This is a genomic window from Halomonas sp. hl-4, from assembly GCF_900215475.1.
Lineage (GTDB): Bacteria > Pseudomonadota > Gammaproteobacteria > Pseudomonadales > Halomonadaceae > Vreelandella.
The window spans coordinates 3234521-3250429 of sequence record NZ_LT907845.1 but is presented as its reverse complement, the minus strand read 5'-3'; the positions used below and the strand labels follow the sequence as shown (position 1 = coordinate 3250429).

General features: G+C 57.0%; 17 protein-coding genes. 9 read left to right on the top strand and 8 right to left on the bottom strand.

Translation table 11 applies throughout. The features are described 5' to 3' along the window. Position 1: 1 nt before the first annotated feature. Together CPH17_RS15325 and CPH17_RS15320 are read right to left on the bottom strand one after the other, a co-directional pair. Positions 2 to 3046 carry an efflux RND transporter permease subunit gene (locus tag CPH17_RS15325; RefSeq protein WP_096300184.1) on the bottom strand — a complete coding sequence of 1015 codons (3045 nt, stop codon included), beginning with the start codon at positions 3044 to 3046 and terminating at the stop codon, positions 2 to 4. 1 nt (position 3047) lies between these two features. After that, positions 3048 to 4142, bottom strand: coding sequence for an efflux RND transporter periplasmic adaptor subunit (locus CPH17_RS15320; RefSeq protein WP_096300182.1), 1095 nt, complete (start codon positions 4140 to 4142; stop codon positions 3048 to 3050). A 156-nt stretch (positions 4143 to 4298) separates the two neighbouring features. Between CPH17_RS15320 and CPH17_RS15315 the strand changes: the two genes are divergently transcribed. From CPH17_RS15315 to CPH17_RS15300, 4 genes are all read left to right on the top strand, one after another. Beyond that, positions 4299 to 4922 (top strand): TetR family transcriptional regulator, encoded by a 624-nt coding sequence (locus tag CPH17_RS15315; RefSeq protein ID WP_096300180.1) that lies wholly within the window; start codon positions 4299 to 4301, stop codon positions 4920 to 4922. A gap of 66 nt (positions 4923 to 4988) precedes the next feature. Continuing rightward, positions 4989 to 6254, top strand: a complete 1266-nt coding sequence (gene codB, locus CPH17_RS15310) for a cytosine permease (RefSeq protein ID WP_074395101.1) — start codon at positions 4989 to 4991, stop codon at positions 6252 to 6254. Positions 6255 to 6270: 16 nt separating this feature from the next. Beyond that, positions 6271 to 7524 (top strand): cytosine deaminase, encoded by a 1254-nt coding sequence (codA, locus tag CPH17_RS15305; RefSeq protein ID WP_074395100.1) that lies wholly within the window; start codon positions 6271 to 6273, stop codon positions 7522 to 7524. Between the two features lie 52 nt (positions 7525 to 7576). Then, a complete protein-coding gene (locus CPH17_RS15300; RefSeq protein WP_074395099.1) occupies positions 7577 to 8053 on the top strand; it encodes a YbaK/EbsC family protein in 477 nt (158 codons plus the stop codon). Between the two features lie 23 nt (positions 8054 to 8076). On the opposite strand, the gene CPH17_RS15295 is transcribed toward CPH17_RS15300, so the two are convergent. Further along, the gene (locus CPH17_RS15295; RefSeq protein WP_074395098.1) at positions 8077 to 8526 is read right to left on the bottom strand and encodes a GNAT family N-acetyltransferase; all 450 of its coding nucleotides are present in this window, start codon (positions 8524 to 8526) and stop codon (positions 8077 to 8079) included. A 259-nt stretch (positions 8527 to 8785) separates the two neighbouring features. Between CPH17_RS15295 and pcsA the strand changes: the two genes are divergently transcribed. From pcsA to CPH17_RS15280, 3 genes are read left to right on the top strand one after another with little or no spacing between them, the layout of a single operon-like run. Beyond that, a complete protein-coding gene (gene pcsA / locus CPH17_RS15290; protein WP_082934307.1) occupies positions 8786 to 9412 on the top strand; it encodes a phosphatidylcholine synthase in 627 nt (208 codons plus the stop codon). A gap of 14 nt (positions 9413 to 9426) precedes the next feature. Further along, entirely contained in the window at positions 9427 to 10029 is a 603-nt protein-coding gene (locus CPH17_RS15285; RefSeq protein WP_074395097.1) for a DNA-3-methyladenine glycosylase I, read from the top strand. Positions 10030 to 10057: 28 nt separating this feature from the next. After that, on the top strand, positions 10058 to 10462 hold the full coding sequence (locus tag CPH17_RS15280) for a VOC family protein (RefSeq protein ID WP_074395096.1): 405 nt from the start codon (positions 10058 to 10060) through the stop codon (positions 10460 to 10462). 8 nt (positions 10463 to 10470) lie between these two features. On the opposite strand, the gene CPH17_RS15275 is transcribed toward CPH17_RS15280, so the two are convergent. The 3 genes from CPH17_RS15275 to CPH17_RS15265 all read right to left on the bottom strand — a co-directional run bounded on the left by CPH17_RS15275 (position 10471) and on the right by CPH17_RS15265 (position 13647). Next, a complete protein-coding gene (locus CPH17_RS15275) occupies positions 10471 to 11442 on the bottom strand; it encodes a zinc-dependent alcohol dehydrogenase family protein (protein ID WP_082934179.1) in 972 nt (323 codons plus the stop codon). Between the two features lie 103 nt (positions 11443 to 11545). Further along, positions 11546 to 12163 carry a class I SAM-dependent methyltransferase gene (locus CPH17_RS15270; RefSeq protein ID WP_074395094.1) on the bottom strand — a complete coding sequence of 206 codons (618 nt, stop codon included), beginning with the start codon at positions 12161 to 12163 and terminating at the stop codon, positions 11546 to 11548. A gap of 32 nt (positions 12164 to 12195) precedes the next feature. Then, positions 12196 to 13647 carry an aminotransferase-like domain-containing protein gene (locus CPH17_RS15265; RefSeq protein ID WP_074395093.1) on the bottom strand — a complete coding sequence of 484 codons (1452 nt, stop codon included), beginning with the start codon at positions 13645 to 13647 and terminating at the stop codon, positions 12196 to 12198. A 162-nt stretch (positions 13648 to 13809) separates the two neighbouring features. On the opposite strand from CPH17_RS15265, the gene CPH17_RS15260 reads away from it, so the two are divergent. Both CPH17_RS15260 and CPH17_RS15255 read left to right on the top strand, forming a co-directional pair. Next, on the top strand, positions 13810 to 14022 hold the full coding sequence (locus tag CPH17_RS15260; RefSeq protein ID WP_074395092.1) for a DUF1127 domain-containing protein: 213 nt from the start codon (positions 13810 to 13812) through the stop codon (positions 14020 to 14022). Continuing rightward, entirely contained in the window at positions 14009 to 14875 is an 867-nt protein-coding gene (locus CPH17_RS15255; protein ID WP_074395091.1) for a PhzF family phenazine biosynthesis protein, read from the top strand. Before CPH17_RS15260 ends, CPH17_RS15255 begins: the two co-directional genes overlap by 14 nt. Positions 14876 to 14978: 103 nt before the next feature. Here the strand turns inward: CPH17_RS15255 and CPH17_RS15250 are convergent, their stop codons facing one another. Next, on the bottom strand, positions 14979 to 15377 hold the full coding sequence (locus CPH17_RS15250) for an Hsp20/alpha crystallin family protein (protein ID WP_074395090.1): 399 nt from the start codon (positions 15375 to 15377) through the stop codon (positions 14979 to 14981). A 36-nt stretch (positions 15378 to 15413) separates the two neighbouring features. Next, complete coding sequence (locus CPH17_RS15245) at positions 15414 to 15875, bottom strand: Hsp20/alpha crystallin family protein (protein WP_074395089.1); 462 nt, start codon at positions 15873 to 15875, stop codon at positions 15414 to 15416. Between the last annotated feature and the right edge of the window lie 34 nt (positions 15876 to 15909).

Sequence of the window (15909 nt, the reverse complement as noted above, 5' to 3'; positions counted from 1 at the left end):
ATTAATCCGCATGGATCTTGATCCGGTACAGCACGCAGTAGACTACCGGCAGCACGACTAGCGTCAGCAAGGTGGCGACGCCAAGCCCCCCGATCAGCGCGACCGCCATGCTGGCGAAGAAGGCATCGCTGATCAGCGGGATCATGCCCAACATGGTGGTCAGCGCGGCCATGGCGACAGGCCTTACGCGGCTGACCGCTGCGCGCACCACCGCGTGGTAGCGGTCCTGATGCAGCGGCAGTTGTACGTTGATTTCCTCCACCAGCACGATGGCGTTCTTGATCACCATGCCAATCAAACTTAGCGTGCCGAGCAGCGCCATGAACGAGAACGGCAGGCCGGTGAGCAGCAGCGCCCCCACCACGCCGATAATGGTCAGCGGCACCAGCGACCAGATGGCCAGCGGCTGGCGGAAGTTGTTAAACAGCACCACGGTGATAATGAACATCATCGCCAGCCCCAGCGGCAGCGAGGAAAACAGTCCGCTTTGTGCCTCACCGGCGGTCTCGTACTCGCCACCCCACTCAAGATGATACCCGCTGGGCAGTTCAATGGCCTCCACGCGGTCGCGCACCTCGGCCAATACGCTGGCCGCCGTGACGCCGCTTAGCGGGTCCGGTTCGCCATATACCGCCAGCATGCGTTCGCGATTGCGGCGCATTACCAGCGGGTCGGCGACCTGGGTGGTGACGTCACCCATCACCTGATCGGCGCTGATATAACGCCCGCGCTCCTCGCTCCATACGTTCAGCGAGCCAAGGTTATCGATGTCGTGTCGCTGGCCGGGGATCGCCCGCGCCACCATGGGGATCAAATCGCTACCATCGCGATAAACGCCCACCTGGCTACCGCTGGTGTTCAAGGCGAGCGTATCCGCCAGGTCTTGGCGGGTAACGCCCAAACGCCGGGCGGTGTCTTCCAAAAACGCCGGTTCAATCGCCTGCACCCGGTTGCGCCAGCTGGTGCGCACGCTGGTCATGTTGGGTGTATCGCGGAAGATGTCATCAGCCTGTTCGCCAAGCTGGCGCAGCACCTCGGGGTCGCTGCCGTAAAAGCGCGCTTCCAGCTTGGCCTTGGGCGCGGGGCCGACTTCAAGCGGGGCGATTTTATAGTCAATATCGCCATGGTCGCGCTTTAGCACCTTCTCCACCTCGGCCATGCGTTCGCGCTGGGTGGCCTTATCATCGGTTTCGACGATCAACTGCGCGTAGCTGGCATAGCGATCTTCCGGCGAGTAGGTGAGGGTAAAACGCTGCGCCCCGCCGCCCACGGTGGTGGTCAAATGGCGGACACCGTCCATCTCCATCACGCTATCTTCAAGCTCGCTGACACGGCGCTGGGTTTCGAGAATGTCCGTGCCTTCGGGCGTTCGGTAGTCGACAAAAAAGATCGGCGTGTTCGACGCGGGAAAAAACGCGTTTTTGACCGAGCCAAAGCCGATACCCGCGCCGATCAAGAGGGCAACCACCAGGGCGATGGTGACCCAGCGAAAGCGAATGCCGACGATAATGACGCGACTGAACAGCCGATAAACGACCCCTTTGTAGGGGTCTTCCTGGCCGTCGCCGGGGGCCACGTTGCGAAAGAACAGCTTGAAGTAGAAAGGCGTAAGCGTCAGCGCGGTGATCCAGCTCAGCAGCAACGAGTAGAGCAGCACGAAAAACAGCGAGCCGATAAACTCGCCGGTGGTGTCAGGCGACAGCCCAATGGGCGCAAAGGCGGCAATCGCGATCAGCGTGGCCGCCAGCAACGGCCAGGCGTTTTGGCGAATCACCTGGTGGGCCGAGGCGCGAATGCTGTGGCCGCGCTTTAAGCCCACCAGCATGCCTTCGGTGACCACAATGGCGTTGTCCACCAGCATACCGAGGGCAATAATCAGCGCCCCCAGGGAGATCTTTTCCAGCTGCAGGCCGTGGATGCGCATCATCATGAAGGTGCCGATAATGGTGATCAGCAGGATAAAGCCCATTAGCAGGCCGCTGCGCCAGCCCATGAACAGCATCAGCACCACGATGACGATAGCCACCGCTTGTATCAGGCTGACCAGGAAGCCCGATACCGCCTCATCGACCACCTGGGGCTGGTCGTAGACCACGTTGAGCTCCATACCCAGCGGGGTGCGCTCCTCTAGCTCGGCAAGGCGTTGTTGCAAGCGCTCGCCGACCTCAACCACATTCACGCCGCTTTCAAACGAGACCCCGAGCGAAATCGCCGGTCGTCCCATGTCACGGTAGAGCTGCTGTGGTTGCTCCGCGAGCCCGCGCGATACATCCGCGATATCGCTTAACCGCACCAGCTCGCCCTCGCCTTCACTGACAATCAGCGCACGCAGGTCGTCGATGTCGGCCGCGCTGCCGGTGGGCGTGATGCGAAAGCGGCGGCCATCCTGCTGAAGGTGGCCTGAATCGGCCACCGCATTTTGCGTGTCGAGCAACTGTTGCAGGCGGGTGAGCGGAATATTTAGCGCGCGCAGGCGTTCGCGGTCGACTTCGATATAAATGCGCTCTTCGTGCTCACCACCCAGCGACACTTTTTCGACGCCTTCCACCAGCGCCAGCTCGCGTTTAAGAAAATCCGCATGGTCGGCCAGGTCGGGCATGCTGTAGCCTTCACCGGTCAGGTTGACCATCAGGCCGAACACATCGCCAAAATCATCGTTGACGTTCGATTCACTGGCGCCTGGCGGTAAACGGCCCTGGGCATCTTCCACTTTACGGCGCAGCGAATCCCATAGCTGCTCAAGCTCTTCGTTTTGCACCGTGCTTTCAAGCTCCACAGTGATCTGCGAGAGGCCATCTGAGCTGACCGAGCTTACGCGCTTGATCGATGACATTTCCTGGATGGACTGCTCAAGGGTCGAGGTGACTTCCTGCTCGACCTCTTCAGGCGTTGCCCCCGGGTACTGAGTGGTCACGAGCGCATTACGGATGGTGAACTCAGGGAACTCCAGTTGCCCCATGCCCAAAAATGCCAGCGCGCCGCCTGCCAGCAGCACGACGGTCATTAAATAACTGGCCGCCCGGTGGCGTAAAAAGTAATCCACCATGTTATAGCCCCTGCTCTTTTTCCCATGGGGTTACACGCATATCGGCCTTCAGCCGGTGCGCGCCAGCGGCCACAATGCGTTCATCGGCGGCCAACTCTCCGCTGACTTCCAGCCCGTTTGACGTCAATCGGCCCACCTCGACGGGCACCGCCTCAACGCGGTCTGGCTCACTGAACCGCCATACCTGGGCCTGGTCAGGGTCATCGCCTGAATAGCTCACGGCTTCCGGGGGAAGGTGCCAAAGCGGTGCTGTTTGATTGGACTGCAAACTACTCAAATCCAGGCGCACGTTGGCGCTCATACCATCGAGCAGGTTGATATCGTCAGGCTGGGGTAACGTCAGCGTGACCTCATAGGCCAAACTTTGCTCACTGGCCTGGGTAGTGTAAGACGCAAGCTGGGCCAGGTAGGGTGTGTCACTGTTACCAAAACGGACTTCGAACGCCAGTTCGTCACCAAAGGGCTGATCGTCGCCACGCGGCATGCGCTGAACGATCTGCTCCGGCAGGTGAAACACCACGTCCAACTGCCCCGGCTGCTGGATGACCGCGACGGTTTCCTGAACCTGGACAATCTGGCGGTTATCCACCGGCACCTGGGCGATCACCCCGTCGTAGGGCGCGCGCAGTTGCGTGTGGGTGAGCTGTTCTTCGGCCTGCTCAAAGGTTGACCGCGCCGCCCGCGCTTCGCTTTCAGCTTCATCAAACTGGGCCTGGCTGACCGCACCACGCTTCAGGGTATAGCGCATTCGCTCAAGGGTTGCGTCGGCAAGCTCCAGCCGCGAACGCGCGCTTTCCAGCTCACTTTGCGCGTCGCGATTATCGATTTGTGCGATTACCTCTCCCTCGGAAACCTTTTGGCCGGGGCTAACGTTAAGCTCAATCAACTCCCCCGCCATACGAAACGATAAGTTGCTGCGCGTAGTGGCCTCGACTCGCCCCGGAAACTGCCGCTGTGCCGCGGCGTTGGCCGACTCCAGCGTTAACAGCTTGACCGGGCGTACGGTGCTTTCTGATTCTGCCTGAGACGGCTCGCAGCCAGCCAGGACCAATAGCACCAGCAGCCCTGGCAATAAACGAATGAGGGTAACGGGCACGGTAAGCTCCTTGGCAACGGCCATCCAGAGTAGATAACGGAAGTATACACATAACTGACATTCATGAATGTCAGTTATGTGTATACTAATCGCCTACTGGCGACTTTGCTATCCATCAATGCCAGAATATTACAACGCATTCATTCAGGAGCCGCCATGACCCGCCGCAAGGCCGACGCCGAACGCACTCGCGAAGCCATTCTCGATGCGGCTGAAACGACGTTTCTCGCCCAAGGGGTTGCCCGCACCACTCTGGCGCATATTGCCCAGGCGGCAGGCGTGACCCGCGGGGCGATCTATTGGCACTTTGAGGACAAGGCGGCATTGTTTGATGCGCTGCTTGAACGCGTGCGTATTCCGCTGGATGAAATTGTCGACGACGCCGTGCACCAACTGGGCACCACGCCGGTGGATTGTTTGCGTAACATTGCCCAGCGCTCGCTGGCGGGCATCTGCCACGATATTTCCCTGCAGCGTGCGGCCACCATTGTGCTGCACCGCTGCGAGAAGCTGGAAGACGAGCACCCGCGGATCTGTATGATCACACGGCTTTCAGAGCATGCCGAAGCCCGGGTCGAGCAGCTTTTTGAACAGGTCCAGCACCACGGCCAGCTACGCGCCGACCTGACACCCGCAAGCGCTCGCCGCCAGTTTCACGGTTTTTTGATCGGCACCTGCTTTGATTGGCTGCAAGACACCCACCAGTATTCGCTGGATGATGACCGCGACAGTATTGTCGAAACGCTGATGCGCGGGCTGTTGGTAGAGCAGAAGCGCTAATATTCGCCACACTGGCACACGGCTTGCTTCCTATACTGGGTGAATGTCTTTTTCCTGGAGCCTGCCATGCACCCCTCTGACTACCCATTAACGGAAGTGCCTTTCAACGCCCGCAAGGGCCTGCTTTCCACGTCTGCCGTGCTACTTGGCTTTACGTTCTTCACCGCCACCATGTGGGCGGGTGGCACCTTGGGCCAAGCCTTCTCCATTGGCCAGCTGTTGTGGGTCATTGTGCTGGGCAATTTTTTGCTCGGCGCTTATGCGGCGGCCCTGGCCTACATTGCATGTAAAAGCGGGCTTACGTCCGTGCTGATGGGGCGCTTCTGCTTTGGTGAAAAGGGCAGCAAGCTGTCTGATTTTATCCTGGGCTTTACCCAGATCGGCTGGTACGCCTGGGGCACGGCAACGATTGCCTTGGTACTGGTTCGCACCACCGGGATGCCTGAATGGCTGGAAATCCCCTTAATGGTGCTGTTTGGGTTGGGTTTCTGCGTGACCGCCATGATCGGCTATAAGGGAATGGACTGGCTTTCGCGCTTTGCCGTCCCCGCCATGATGCTGTTTATCCTCATCAGCCTGTTTACCGGGCTGGTGGATGTGCGCGGCTTTACAGGGCTAAGCCAGCAAACGCCTACGGAGAGCATGAGCGTGGCGGCGGCGGTTACCGTCATCATTGGTACTTTTATCAGCGGCGGCACCCAGGCGACCAACTGGAGCCGCTTCGCCAAGACACCCAAAATTGCGGTCATCGCCACCATGGCGGCCTTCTTTTTAGGCAACGGTTTGATGGTGCTGACCGGCGCGCTGGGCACCATGATCTATCAGCAGGCGGATATCGTCGATGTGCTGATCGCCCAGGGCTTTGTCACCATCGCCGTGCTGATGCTGTTTCTGAACATCTGGACCACCCAGGACAACACCATCTACAACTTCGCCGTGGCGGGCTGCAATTTGCTGCGCACCGAAAAACGCCGCCTGGTCACCGTGGGCGGTGCGGCAATTGGCACCGTGCTGGCGGTCGGCGGCATGTATAACCTGCTGATTCCCTTCCTGGTGCTGTTGGGCACTTTTATTCCGCCCATGGGCGGGGTGATCATGGCGGACTTCTGGCTCAAACATAAAGGTCGCTATCCCGCCCTGGATACCGCCCAACTGCCCGACTTCAACCGCCGGGGTTTGGCGGCCTATGCGCTGGGCGCCGGGGCTGCCTACTTCTCGCCGTTGCTGCCGCCGCTTGTCGGGGTGGCCGTGGCCGCCGGCAGCTATGCCGTGCTGCTGCGCGTAAATCACGCTACGCTTGGCGATAGCCTTCCTTCGACCGCCAAGCAATAAGTGAGCCGTTTTTTATATGAGCATGCAGATCATCAACGCCCGTTTGCGCCAACTCCCGGCGCTTTATCGCCTCGAGATAGAAGATGGCATCATCAGCGCCATTACCGTTCAGGATGCGCCGCAAAAACCCAGCGAAGGGCAGATCGACGCGGGCGGCAAACTGCTGTGTGCCCCCTTCATCGAGCCCCATATCCACCTGGATGCGGCGCTGACGGCGGGTGAGCCCAACTGGAACCAGAGCGGCACGCTGTTCGAAGGCATTGAACGTTGGGGGGAGCGCAAACCCATGCTGTCGGAGGCCGACATTCGCGAGCGTGCGCTGAAAACACTGAACTTGCTGATCAGTAACGGCGTGCAATTTGTGCGCACCCACGCCGATACCAGCGACCCCAGCCTCGTCGGCATCAAAACGCTGTGCGCCTTGCGCGACGAGCTGAAAGATAAAATCGACATCCAGGTGGTGGCCTTTCCGCAGGACGGCCTGCTCTCCTACCCCGGCGGTGACAAACTGCTGGAAGAAGCGCTTGAGATCGGTGCCGATGTGGTCGGCGGCATTCCTCATTTTGAATACACCCGCGAGCTGGGGGTGGCCTCCATGAAGCAGGTGATCGAACTGGCGATCAAATACGATCGGCTGGTGGACGTCCACTGCGACGAGATCGACGACCCCAACTCACGCTTTCTTGAAGTGCTGGCCCATGAAGCGCTGACGCATGACCTCGGTAGCCGCGTTACCGCCAGCCACACCACGGCCATGCACTCTTACGATAACGCCTACTGCTCCAAGCTGTTTCTACTGCTCAAGCGCTCGGGCATCAACTTTGTCTCCTGCCCTACCGAAAGCATTCATCTGCAGGGGCGGTTCGACAGCTACCCCAAACGCCGCGGCGTGACCCGGGTGAAGGAACTCAACGAAGCGGGCATCAACGTGTGCCTGGCCCAGGACTCCATCGTCGACCCCTGGTACTCGCTGGGCAACGGCAAGCTATTGCGCACGCTGGATTTTGGCCTGCATATCTGCCACATGATGGGCTACCAGGACTTCAGCCAGTCGCTTTCACTAATTACCGATAACAGCGCGCGCACGCTTAATATTGAAGGCCGTTACGGCATTGAGGTAGGCAAGCCCGCCAGCTTCAACCTGCTGGACGGCGAGGATGACTACAGCGTATTGCGTACCCAGGGGGAAGTGCTCCTTTCGGTTCGCCACGGCGAGGTCATCATGCAGCGCGAGCCCGCAACGATCACCACACCGCCTTGGATTGGCTGATTCAGCCAAAAGCGCGTTACGCTAACCACTCAGTCAATAAAGGGATTTCACGATGAGCGTCGAGACCGTTCGCCAGTTTCTTGCCGAGCACGCGCCGGATATCACCATCGAGGCACTTGAAACCAGCACCGCCACGGTAGCGCTGGCCGCCGAGGCCCACGGCGTGGCACCCGGGCAGATCGCCAAAACCCTGGCGTTCAAGGTCGGTGAAAAACCGCTGCTGATCGTGGCCAGCGGCAACGCGCGTATCGACAACCGTAAGATTCGCGTTACCTTTGGCGGCAAGGCCAAGATGCTCGACGCCGAGACGGTGATGGAGCTCACCAGCCACCCGGTGGGCGGCGTCTGCCCGTTTGGCCTTGCCACCAATCTGCCGGTGTACTGCGACGAGTCGCTCCACGCTTATGACGAAGTGTTGCCCGCCGCCGGCTCGCCCAACAGCGCCGTGCGCCTGAGCCCCAAGCGTCTGGCCGAGCTGGTCGGCGCGCAGTGGTTGGATGTATGTAAGCTGCCGGAGAAGGTCAGCTAACCGCCGACCTCACTTCTTAGCGCCTACTTAAGATCCAATAGATACCCATAAAACGCCGTGTTGCGCTGCCAACCCAGGGATTCATAAAGGTGCTGGGCACGCGCATTTTCGACCTGCGTCATGAGTATCAAACGTGCAACGCCGTGCTCGCGAGCTAGCTTTGTGGCGGCTTCCATTAAGGCCCTACCGGTGCCCTTTTCACGGCATTCCGGCAGCACAAACAGGTCGTTTAAGGTCCAGCGGGCATTCAAGCCCACTGTGGAAACCCCAGGGTAAAGCTGAACAAAGCCGGTGAGCGCCCCTTCAGCGTCTTCACTGACTAGGATGCGCGAATCTGCCTGACCAAAACGCTGACGCAGAAAATCACGCGCGGCTTGCCTATCGCTCGGCTGCGCATAAAACCGACGGTAGCCATCCAAAAGCTCGGTTAAGGCCTCAAGGTCACCAACAGTGGCCGTGCGTACCCTCTTCATCAGCAATCTCCTTCATACGTTTGGCCTTGCACTAGACTATATAGCAAGGGATGACAGGCCAGCATGTTCTCTGGGTGCCGTCCTGTAGTAGTGTATCGTTCTTTACAGGCTTATCTATCAACCAAACGCAAAGGGGACACACGTTCCCAATGGGGTTAACGTGGTTCAATCGCTTTCTTCGCCTGCAGACTCCCGCGCCTCGATATGGAAGGCATGGAGCGTACACGTATTCACCGCCAGTGGCGTGCTGCTCGGCACCATGGCGCTGCTCGCCCTGGTCGACAATAATCCCGTTGCCTGTCTGCTCTGGCTGGGGGCTGCGATGATGGTCGATGCCGTGGATGGCACCCTGGCGCGCAAGTATGAAGTGAAAGCCATACTGCCCCATTTTGATGGCTCGACGCTCGACATGGTCATCGATTATCTGACCTGGGCCTTTATCCCCGCTCTGTTTATCTACTTCTTTATTGAGTTGCCACCTTATTTAGGACTGATATCAGTCTTCATCATTTTACTGTCATCGATGTTCTGTTTCTGCAACGTCGATATGAAAAGCCAGGATAATTACTTCGTAGGCTTTCCTGCCGCCTGGAACATCGCCGCTGCTTATTTTTATATCCTCGATTTCCCGCCCTTCCTTACGTTTGCCACTATCACCTTTTTGGCCCTTCTTACCGTGACACGGATGAAGTTTTTACACCCGTTTCGGGTGCGCCTGTTCATGCCGCTCAATATCGCCGTCACCCTGGTGTGGTGTGCGTGTGCCACGTCATTGGTGCTCTCAAGCCCCGAGCACGCGGCCTGGGCACTGTGGGGGTGGGGCATTGCGTCCGTCTACTTCATCGGTATGTGCCTATGGCGTACTGCCCAAGAATGGTTCGATTAATAGGCGAGTAGCAGATGGCCAACGATTTTATTGCCCCCGATGGACATCCCCGCTGCCAATGGTGTGGCGGGGCAGCGGAGTTTCTGCCCTATCATGATAACGAGTGGGGCTTCCCGGTAGATGATGACCAGCGGTTGTTCGAGAAGCTTTGCCTGGAGAGCTTTCAGTCGGGCTTGAGCTGGCGCACCATTCTCAATAAGCGCGACAGTTTTCGCGCCGCCTTTCACCACTTCGACTTCCATCACATCGCCCGTTTTTGCGAACACGATGTGCAGCGTTTATTGCAGGATGCGGGCATTATTCGCCACCGCGGCAAAATAGAAGCGACAATCAACAACGCCCGACGCGCGCAGGAAATGGTCGAGCAGGAAGGCTCGCTGGCCGCATTCTTCTGGCGCTATGAGCCTGGCGAGTTAGTCGCACCCCAAACCCAGACCACCTCGCCCGAATCCATTGCCCTAGCCAAAGAGTTAAAAAAGCGCGGCTGGAAATTTTTCGGCCCCACCACCGCTTTTGCCTTTATGCAGGCCATGGGGTTGCTCAACGATCACTCGCTTAATTGCATCACGCGCGAACGCGCAGAGCAGGCGCGGCAGCAGTTTCAGCGGCCCAGCTAGCATAATTAACGAATTAGGAGCGACTTCCATGAAGCCCAAAATCAGCCTGATCACCCTGGGTGTGCATGACCTGCAACGCGCCATCCGCTTTTACCGTGATGGATTAGGCCTTCCGGAGCACGCAACGGATAGCGAGGAGGTCGCATTTTTCAAAACGGAAGGTGCCTGGCTATCGCTTTTCCCACGTAAGGCACTGGCCAGCGATATCGGCATCGCGGATGATGCGCCGAGCGGTTTCAGCGGTATGACGCTTGCCCATAATGTCGCCAACCAAGATGCCGTTGATCAGGTGCTTGAACAAGCGGTTGCCGCAGGCGCTGAACTGATCAAACCAGCGGAAGAGGTATTCTGGGGCGGTTATTCCGGCTACTTTCGCGATCCAGAAGGCCACTACTGGGAAGTCGCCTACAATCCGTTTATGGATTTGACGTGAGGCAATTCTCATTGCCCAAGAGTGGAGAAGTTCAGAAGCACCTTCTGAGCGCTAGGGCGAAATGCCATCTCGATAGCTTGTCGCCACTTTTGACCTGGAAGCACTTGATAATCAGGCATCGCTGACTGGCCTAACAGTTTCCAGATAGCCGAGAATTTATGCTGCCAAGCTTCTGCAGAAACCCTGGCCAAACTATCGCGCAAATGAAACCTTCTGAAGTGAGCGCGGGGTTTGGAATCCAATTGAATTGCCTGCCCCGTTAATAGTCCATAAGCAATAAACGTCGTTCCCGATACCATTAGTTGCAATATATTTGCCGCAACCGGCCCTCCTAAGGCGTCAAACACCATGTCCGACTCATGGGCCACATACGAAATCTGGGACATATTTTGGATAGATACCGGTTTGATACCGAGCTTTTCCAGGCGGGCAACTCTACTCTCGGAACGGTATATGCCAACGACGTCCTTGGCGCCGTGCTGATATGCCCATGCTCCAAGGTATTCAGCACAGTTCGAACCGGCTCCAGTGAGAAGAACACGCTTCCCCTTTACAGGCCACGTTTCGAGCATGGTTAGGGCGGCTAAGGGATTAATGTAAGCGCGAGCTGCGGTGATGTCAGAAATAGTATCGGGCACGGGCACAGCGAGCGCTGGATCACAGTCCAAAATAGTCTGCCAAGTACCATCGCCTCGCAATGGCAGCACTCGCTTCCCGACCAAGTAGGAGTACTCTCGCGGAGCATCCATAACACAACCAACACCTTCGTAACCGGCGACAGCGGGCAGCTTGATACGATGCGAATAGGCACCGGTGATGGGGATCAAATCAGAGGGATTAACCGGGGCACACAACATCCGAACCCTGAGCTTGCCTTCACTGAGGCCTGGAACATCCGATGCTTCCATTTTCAATGTTTCCAGCGGCGCTCCGAGCGAGCGATAAATGAGAGCATGGCGCCGCAGGGGTACTTTGAACACAGAGACAAACTCCGTTTAACTAATGTAAATATTGCAAAAACAGTTGAGGATATGTTGAGCAGGAACTGAAACAGTTTTAACGGTCTGTTAAATAAAGGCGTCGTTACTTCATTTTCTTACAAAGACAGTATATAAACTTTTGTTCACTGCCATCTGGCGTTTGGTGTGACTCTCTTTCGTGACCGATAAGCTCGAACGGCTCACCAAACTCTGCGTGCAACGCGCCAGCGCTGTAGCGCATCACGGGGAGCCCACTGCATTGAGTTGGGCCATCTTCGGCAAAGGTAGCCACCATCACAAGCCCGCCCGGTTTAACAGCCCCCATCACTTGTTGTACATAACGATGACGCTCTTCTTCACTCGTCAGGAAATGGAAAACGGCGCGATCATGCCAAACATCATAGCCATGCTCAGTAAACTCAGCCTCCAGCACATTTTCTTCACGCCATAGGACGTGTGATGCACGCTTGCCAAGCCGTTTTTTGGCTGTGGCCAGCGCGGATGACGATAAATCCAGCACGGTTATCTTTTCATAATCAAGCGCTAACAGGTCATCCACCAGCGTTGAGGCACCACCACCCACGTCAATTATTGATGCTGACGCGGGAACGGTAGCATCGCGAATAAGCTTTACGGAAAGTGCCGCATATTCCTGAAACCAGCTGACCTCTGTGGGCGCTTTCTTGGTGTAGACCTTCTCCCAGTGTTCTTTGGATTGCATGATGGCTCTCCCATCGTGTTAAACAGCTAATATTACTCTATCACCCTATCTTCCAGCGCATGCCGCTCCTCCTCTTCCACCATCTCAGCGGCTAGCTCACCCACCGTGCGCACAGCATCTTCGATGGCAGGCGTGAGGGTAAAGGCGTAGTTCAAGCGCAGGCATTGGCGGAACTTACCCGAGGCTGAAAACAGCGATCCGGGGGCCACGTGGATGGCGCGCTTTGCCAAGTGTTCATTTAGGCGCACGCAATCCACGGCGGCGGGTAGTTCAACCCATAGCAAGAAACTGCCCTGGGGATAACTGATACCCGCGCCCTTAGGGAAGTAACGCTGCACCCAACTGATCATGATGTCCCGCTGGCGCTGATACTGGCGGGTAGCGAAACGCAGGTGGCGCTCGTAGTGCCCTTTAGCCACGAACTCCGCCACCGCCAGCTGCGGCAGCGTCGCCGAAGCGCCGGTGGAGACGTACTTCATATGCAGCGCCTGATCACGGTAACGACCCGGTGCCAGCCAGCCCACCCGCAGCCCAGGCCCCACCGTTTTGGAAAAGCCGCTACACAGCATCACACGCCCGTCGTCATCGAAGGATTTCACTGTGCGCGGCCTAGGCAGGGTGAAAGACAAGTCGCCGTAGATATCGTCTTCGATAATCGCCACATCAAAACGCTGGGCGAGCTGAAAAAGCGCCCGCTTGCGCGCCTCACTCATAGTGTAGCCAAGCGGGTTATTATACGTTGGCGTGACTTGTATGGCGCGGATCGGCCATTGTTCCAACGCCAGTTCCAGGGCTTCCAGACTGATGCCCGTTTGCGGGTCAGTGGGAATCTCTAACGCTTTTAAGCCGTTGGCTTTAAGAATCTGCATGGTGCCGTAGAAGCTGGGCGAATCCACGGCGACCACATCGCCGGGCTGGGTGAGGGTGCGCAGCGAAATGGCCAGCGCCTCCTGGCAGCCGGTGGTAATCATGATGTCGTCCGGGTGCAGCAAACAGCCAGATGCGATGGCCAGCCGCGCCACCTGCTGGCGAAGCTCGGGGCTACCGCTCAGCTTGTCATAATTAAACCCGTTAATATCCGCACTGCGATGCAGACCCGCTAGGATTTTCGACAATGGCCGCAGCGTCTCATACTCAAGATTCGGCACGCCACGCCCGAGTAGAAGTCGGATGTCATCTCGCTGGGTGGCAACAAGCTCCAGCACCTGGTCCCATTGAGAAATATCCAGAGGCCGTTGTGCCGGGCGAGAAACCGACGGCAGCACCGACGGCACCCTGCTCGGCAGCACGAAGTAACCCGATTTTGGCCGTGACTCGATCAGTGCCGCATCCATTAGCTGTCGATAGGCTTCCTGAGCTGTCGAGATACTGACATCCAACTCCTGGCACACCGCGCGGATAGAAGGCAAGCGGTCGCCTACACGGTAAATGCCATGCTCGATACGCTCCCGCAATACATTGGCGACCTCTTCATAGCGCGTCATAACACCCTACCCCACAGCCCATAAACGATACAGATACGCTTCTTAACCAGCATACAGAGGAATAACACGCCTCTCTGTATCCTTAAAATAATAATTTCTATATCTGTATTCAAATAGTAGCACTGAGTAATCTGGTTGGACATACAACACGGAGGGAGCGTTATGCCGCGTTTCAGCCTCAACCAGCTTCGCTGTCAGTTAAGTTATCAACTGTGTCAATATCATCACTATCGCCGTAGCCGCCGTCAGCTACTGGCGCTGGATGACCGGCTACTGGAGGATATCGGCATTACCCGCGTCCAGGCGCAAAAAGAGGGCCATAAGCCGTTTTGGCAACACTCGTCATGTAAAGGGAGACCGAATGAAGAGCACTGAGTATTATTTGCTAGATGTATTTACCGACCAGCCGTTTGCAGGCAACCCCTTGGCGGTGTTTCTAGATGCCGGTGGGTTAGCAACCAACACCATGCAGGCGTTGGCCAACGAGCTGAATCTTGCCGAAACGGTGTTTTTGGGCGCTGCCACTGGGCCGAACCACTACCCAATGAGGATCTTTACGCCCACCCGAGAGTTGCCCTTTGCCGGCCACCCTACGGTCGGCACCGCGCATCTATTGGCAGATTTAAATCTCGTCAATCGCGAGCAAACCATCGTGCTTCAGCCCCCTATCGGCGAACTGGCGGTACGCTATGAGCAAGGAAGAGCGACGTTTACTACCGCTAAGCCTGCCTCGGTGATGGCGAGCACACTTGATTACGCTACCGCCGCCGAGCTATTAGGTATCAAGGAGCATCAGGTGATGGGCGACCCGGTGATAGCCTCCTGCGGCCTGCCCTTTCATTTGATTGAGCTTACCGATCAGGACGCCTTGGAGTCCGTTTGTATTTCGGCGGCGAGCTGGGCGAATGCCATCACCCCGAGCAACGTGGAACAGATCTACCTTTATGTGAATAAACAGCGAGACGAAATTGACACAACGATTCATAGCCGCATGTTTTCCATGCACGCAAGCATTTGTGAAGACCCCGCTACCGGTAGCGCGGCAGCAGCCCTGACTGGCTACTTGGCACCGATACAACCAAACGTTTTAAGCTGGCAGATTCACCAAGGCGTTGAAATGAACCGCCCCAGTGTTATTCACACCGCCGCCAATGGCGATATCAAGCCCGGTTTCGTTCAGGTTGGCGGTAACGCGGTAGTGGCGGGGAAAGGCGAGTTCTATAAGTGAAGCCTCATTGAGAATAAAAAAGAGTGCCTGCTTTATCACAGGCACTCCTAGCTGAAGCTATTAAAAGGCTCAACAAAACATAGAGGAAGGATACTCACGTCCCTCAAGCAGCTTGGACGTCTATTCGCCGGGTTCGATGGCTATCTTTTTTCGGCAGCGTTACCGTCAGTACACCATTGACGATACGAGCCGTAATGGCATCACCGTCGACTTCGTGACTGAGGTTGAAACGTCGTGCAAAGCGCTGCCCACGTACCTCGGCGTGAAGTGCACTCAGCCCCTCCGGCATGTTGAGGCTGATATTCCCTTCCAGGCTCAGTACGTTATTGTCGAGCTCTACGTTAAGCGATTCATGCGTCACGCCGGGCATATCAGCGACCAGTTTGAGGGCATCAGCCTCTTCAACAATGTCGACCGCTGGCAACAATGTCTCTTCACGGCGTTTCTCTTCGCCACCTTGCTGAACCGCTTGATTATCGGATGAACGAACCATCTTATTCATGGCTTATCACCTCCTAAAATGCTTAATAAACAATGATCAAGCCGCTTGGACATCAATGCGACGCGGCTTAAGCTCCTCGCGCTTGGGCAGTACTATCTCGAATACGCCATGGGCATAACGTGCTTCGGCGCGATCGGCATCCACGCCATCCGGCAATGCAATGGCACGCACGAAGTCACCGTTAACGCGTTCACGGCGAAAGACCGGACGCGAGTTGCCGTTGTTGCCATTGCCGATGACAGATTCACGCTTACCGCGCAGCGTGAGCACATTGTCTTGGACATCAATAGTAAGGTCCGAAGCGTCTAGCCCCGCCGCAAACACATAAACGTGTACGGCTTCATCGCTACGCGCTACGTTGATCATTGGAAAGCTGCCATGCGGCACCGCGCGAATGTCCGCAGCGGCATCATTAGGCAGGAAGTCGTCCAACAACTGCCGGAACCAATCCAGCCGCTGGGGCGAGCCTACGTCAAAACGCTTGAGATCATCGAACATATCGAACACCTCCTACGTTAAGCAGATTGTGGTA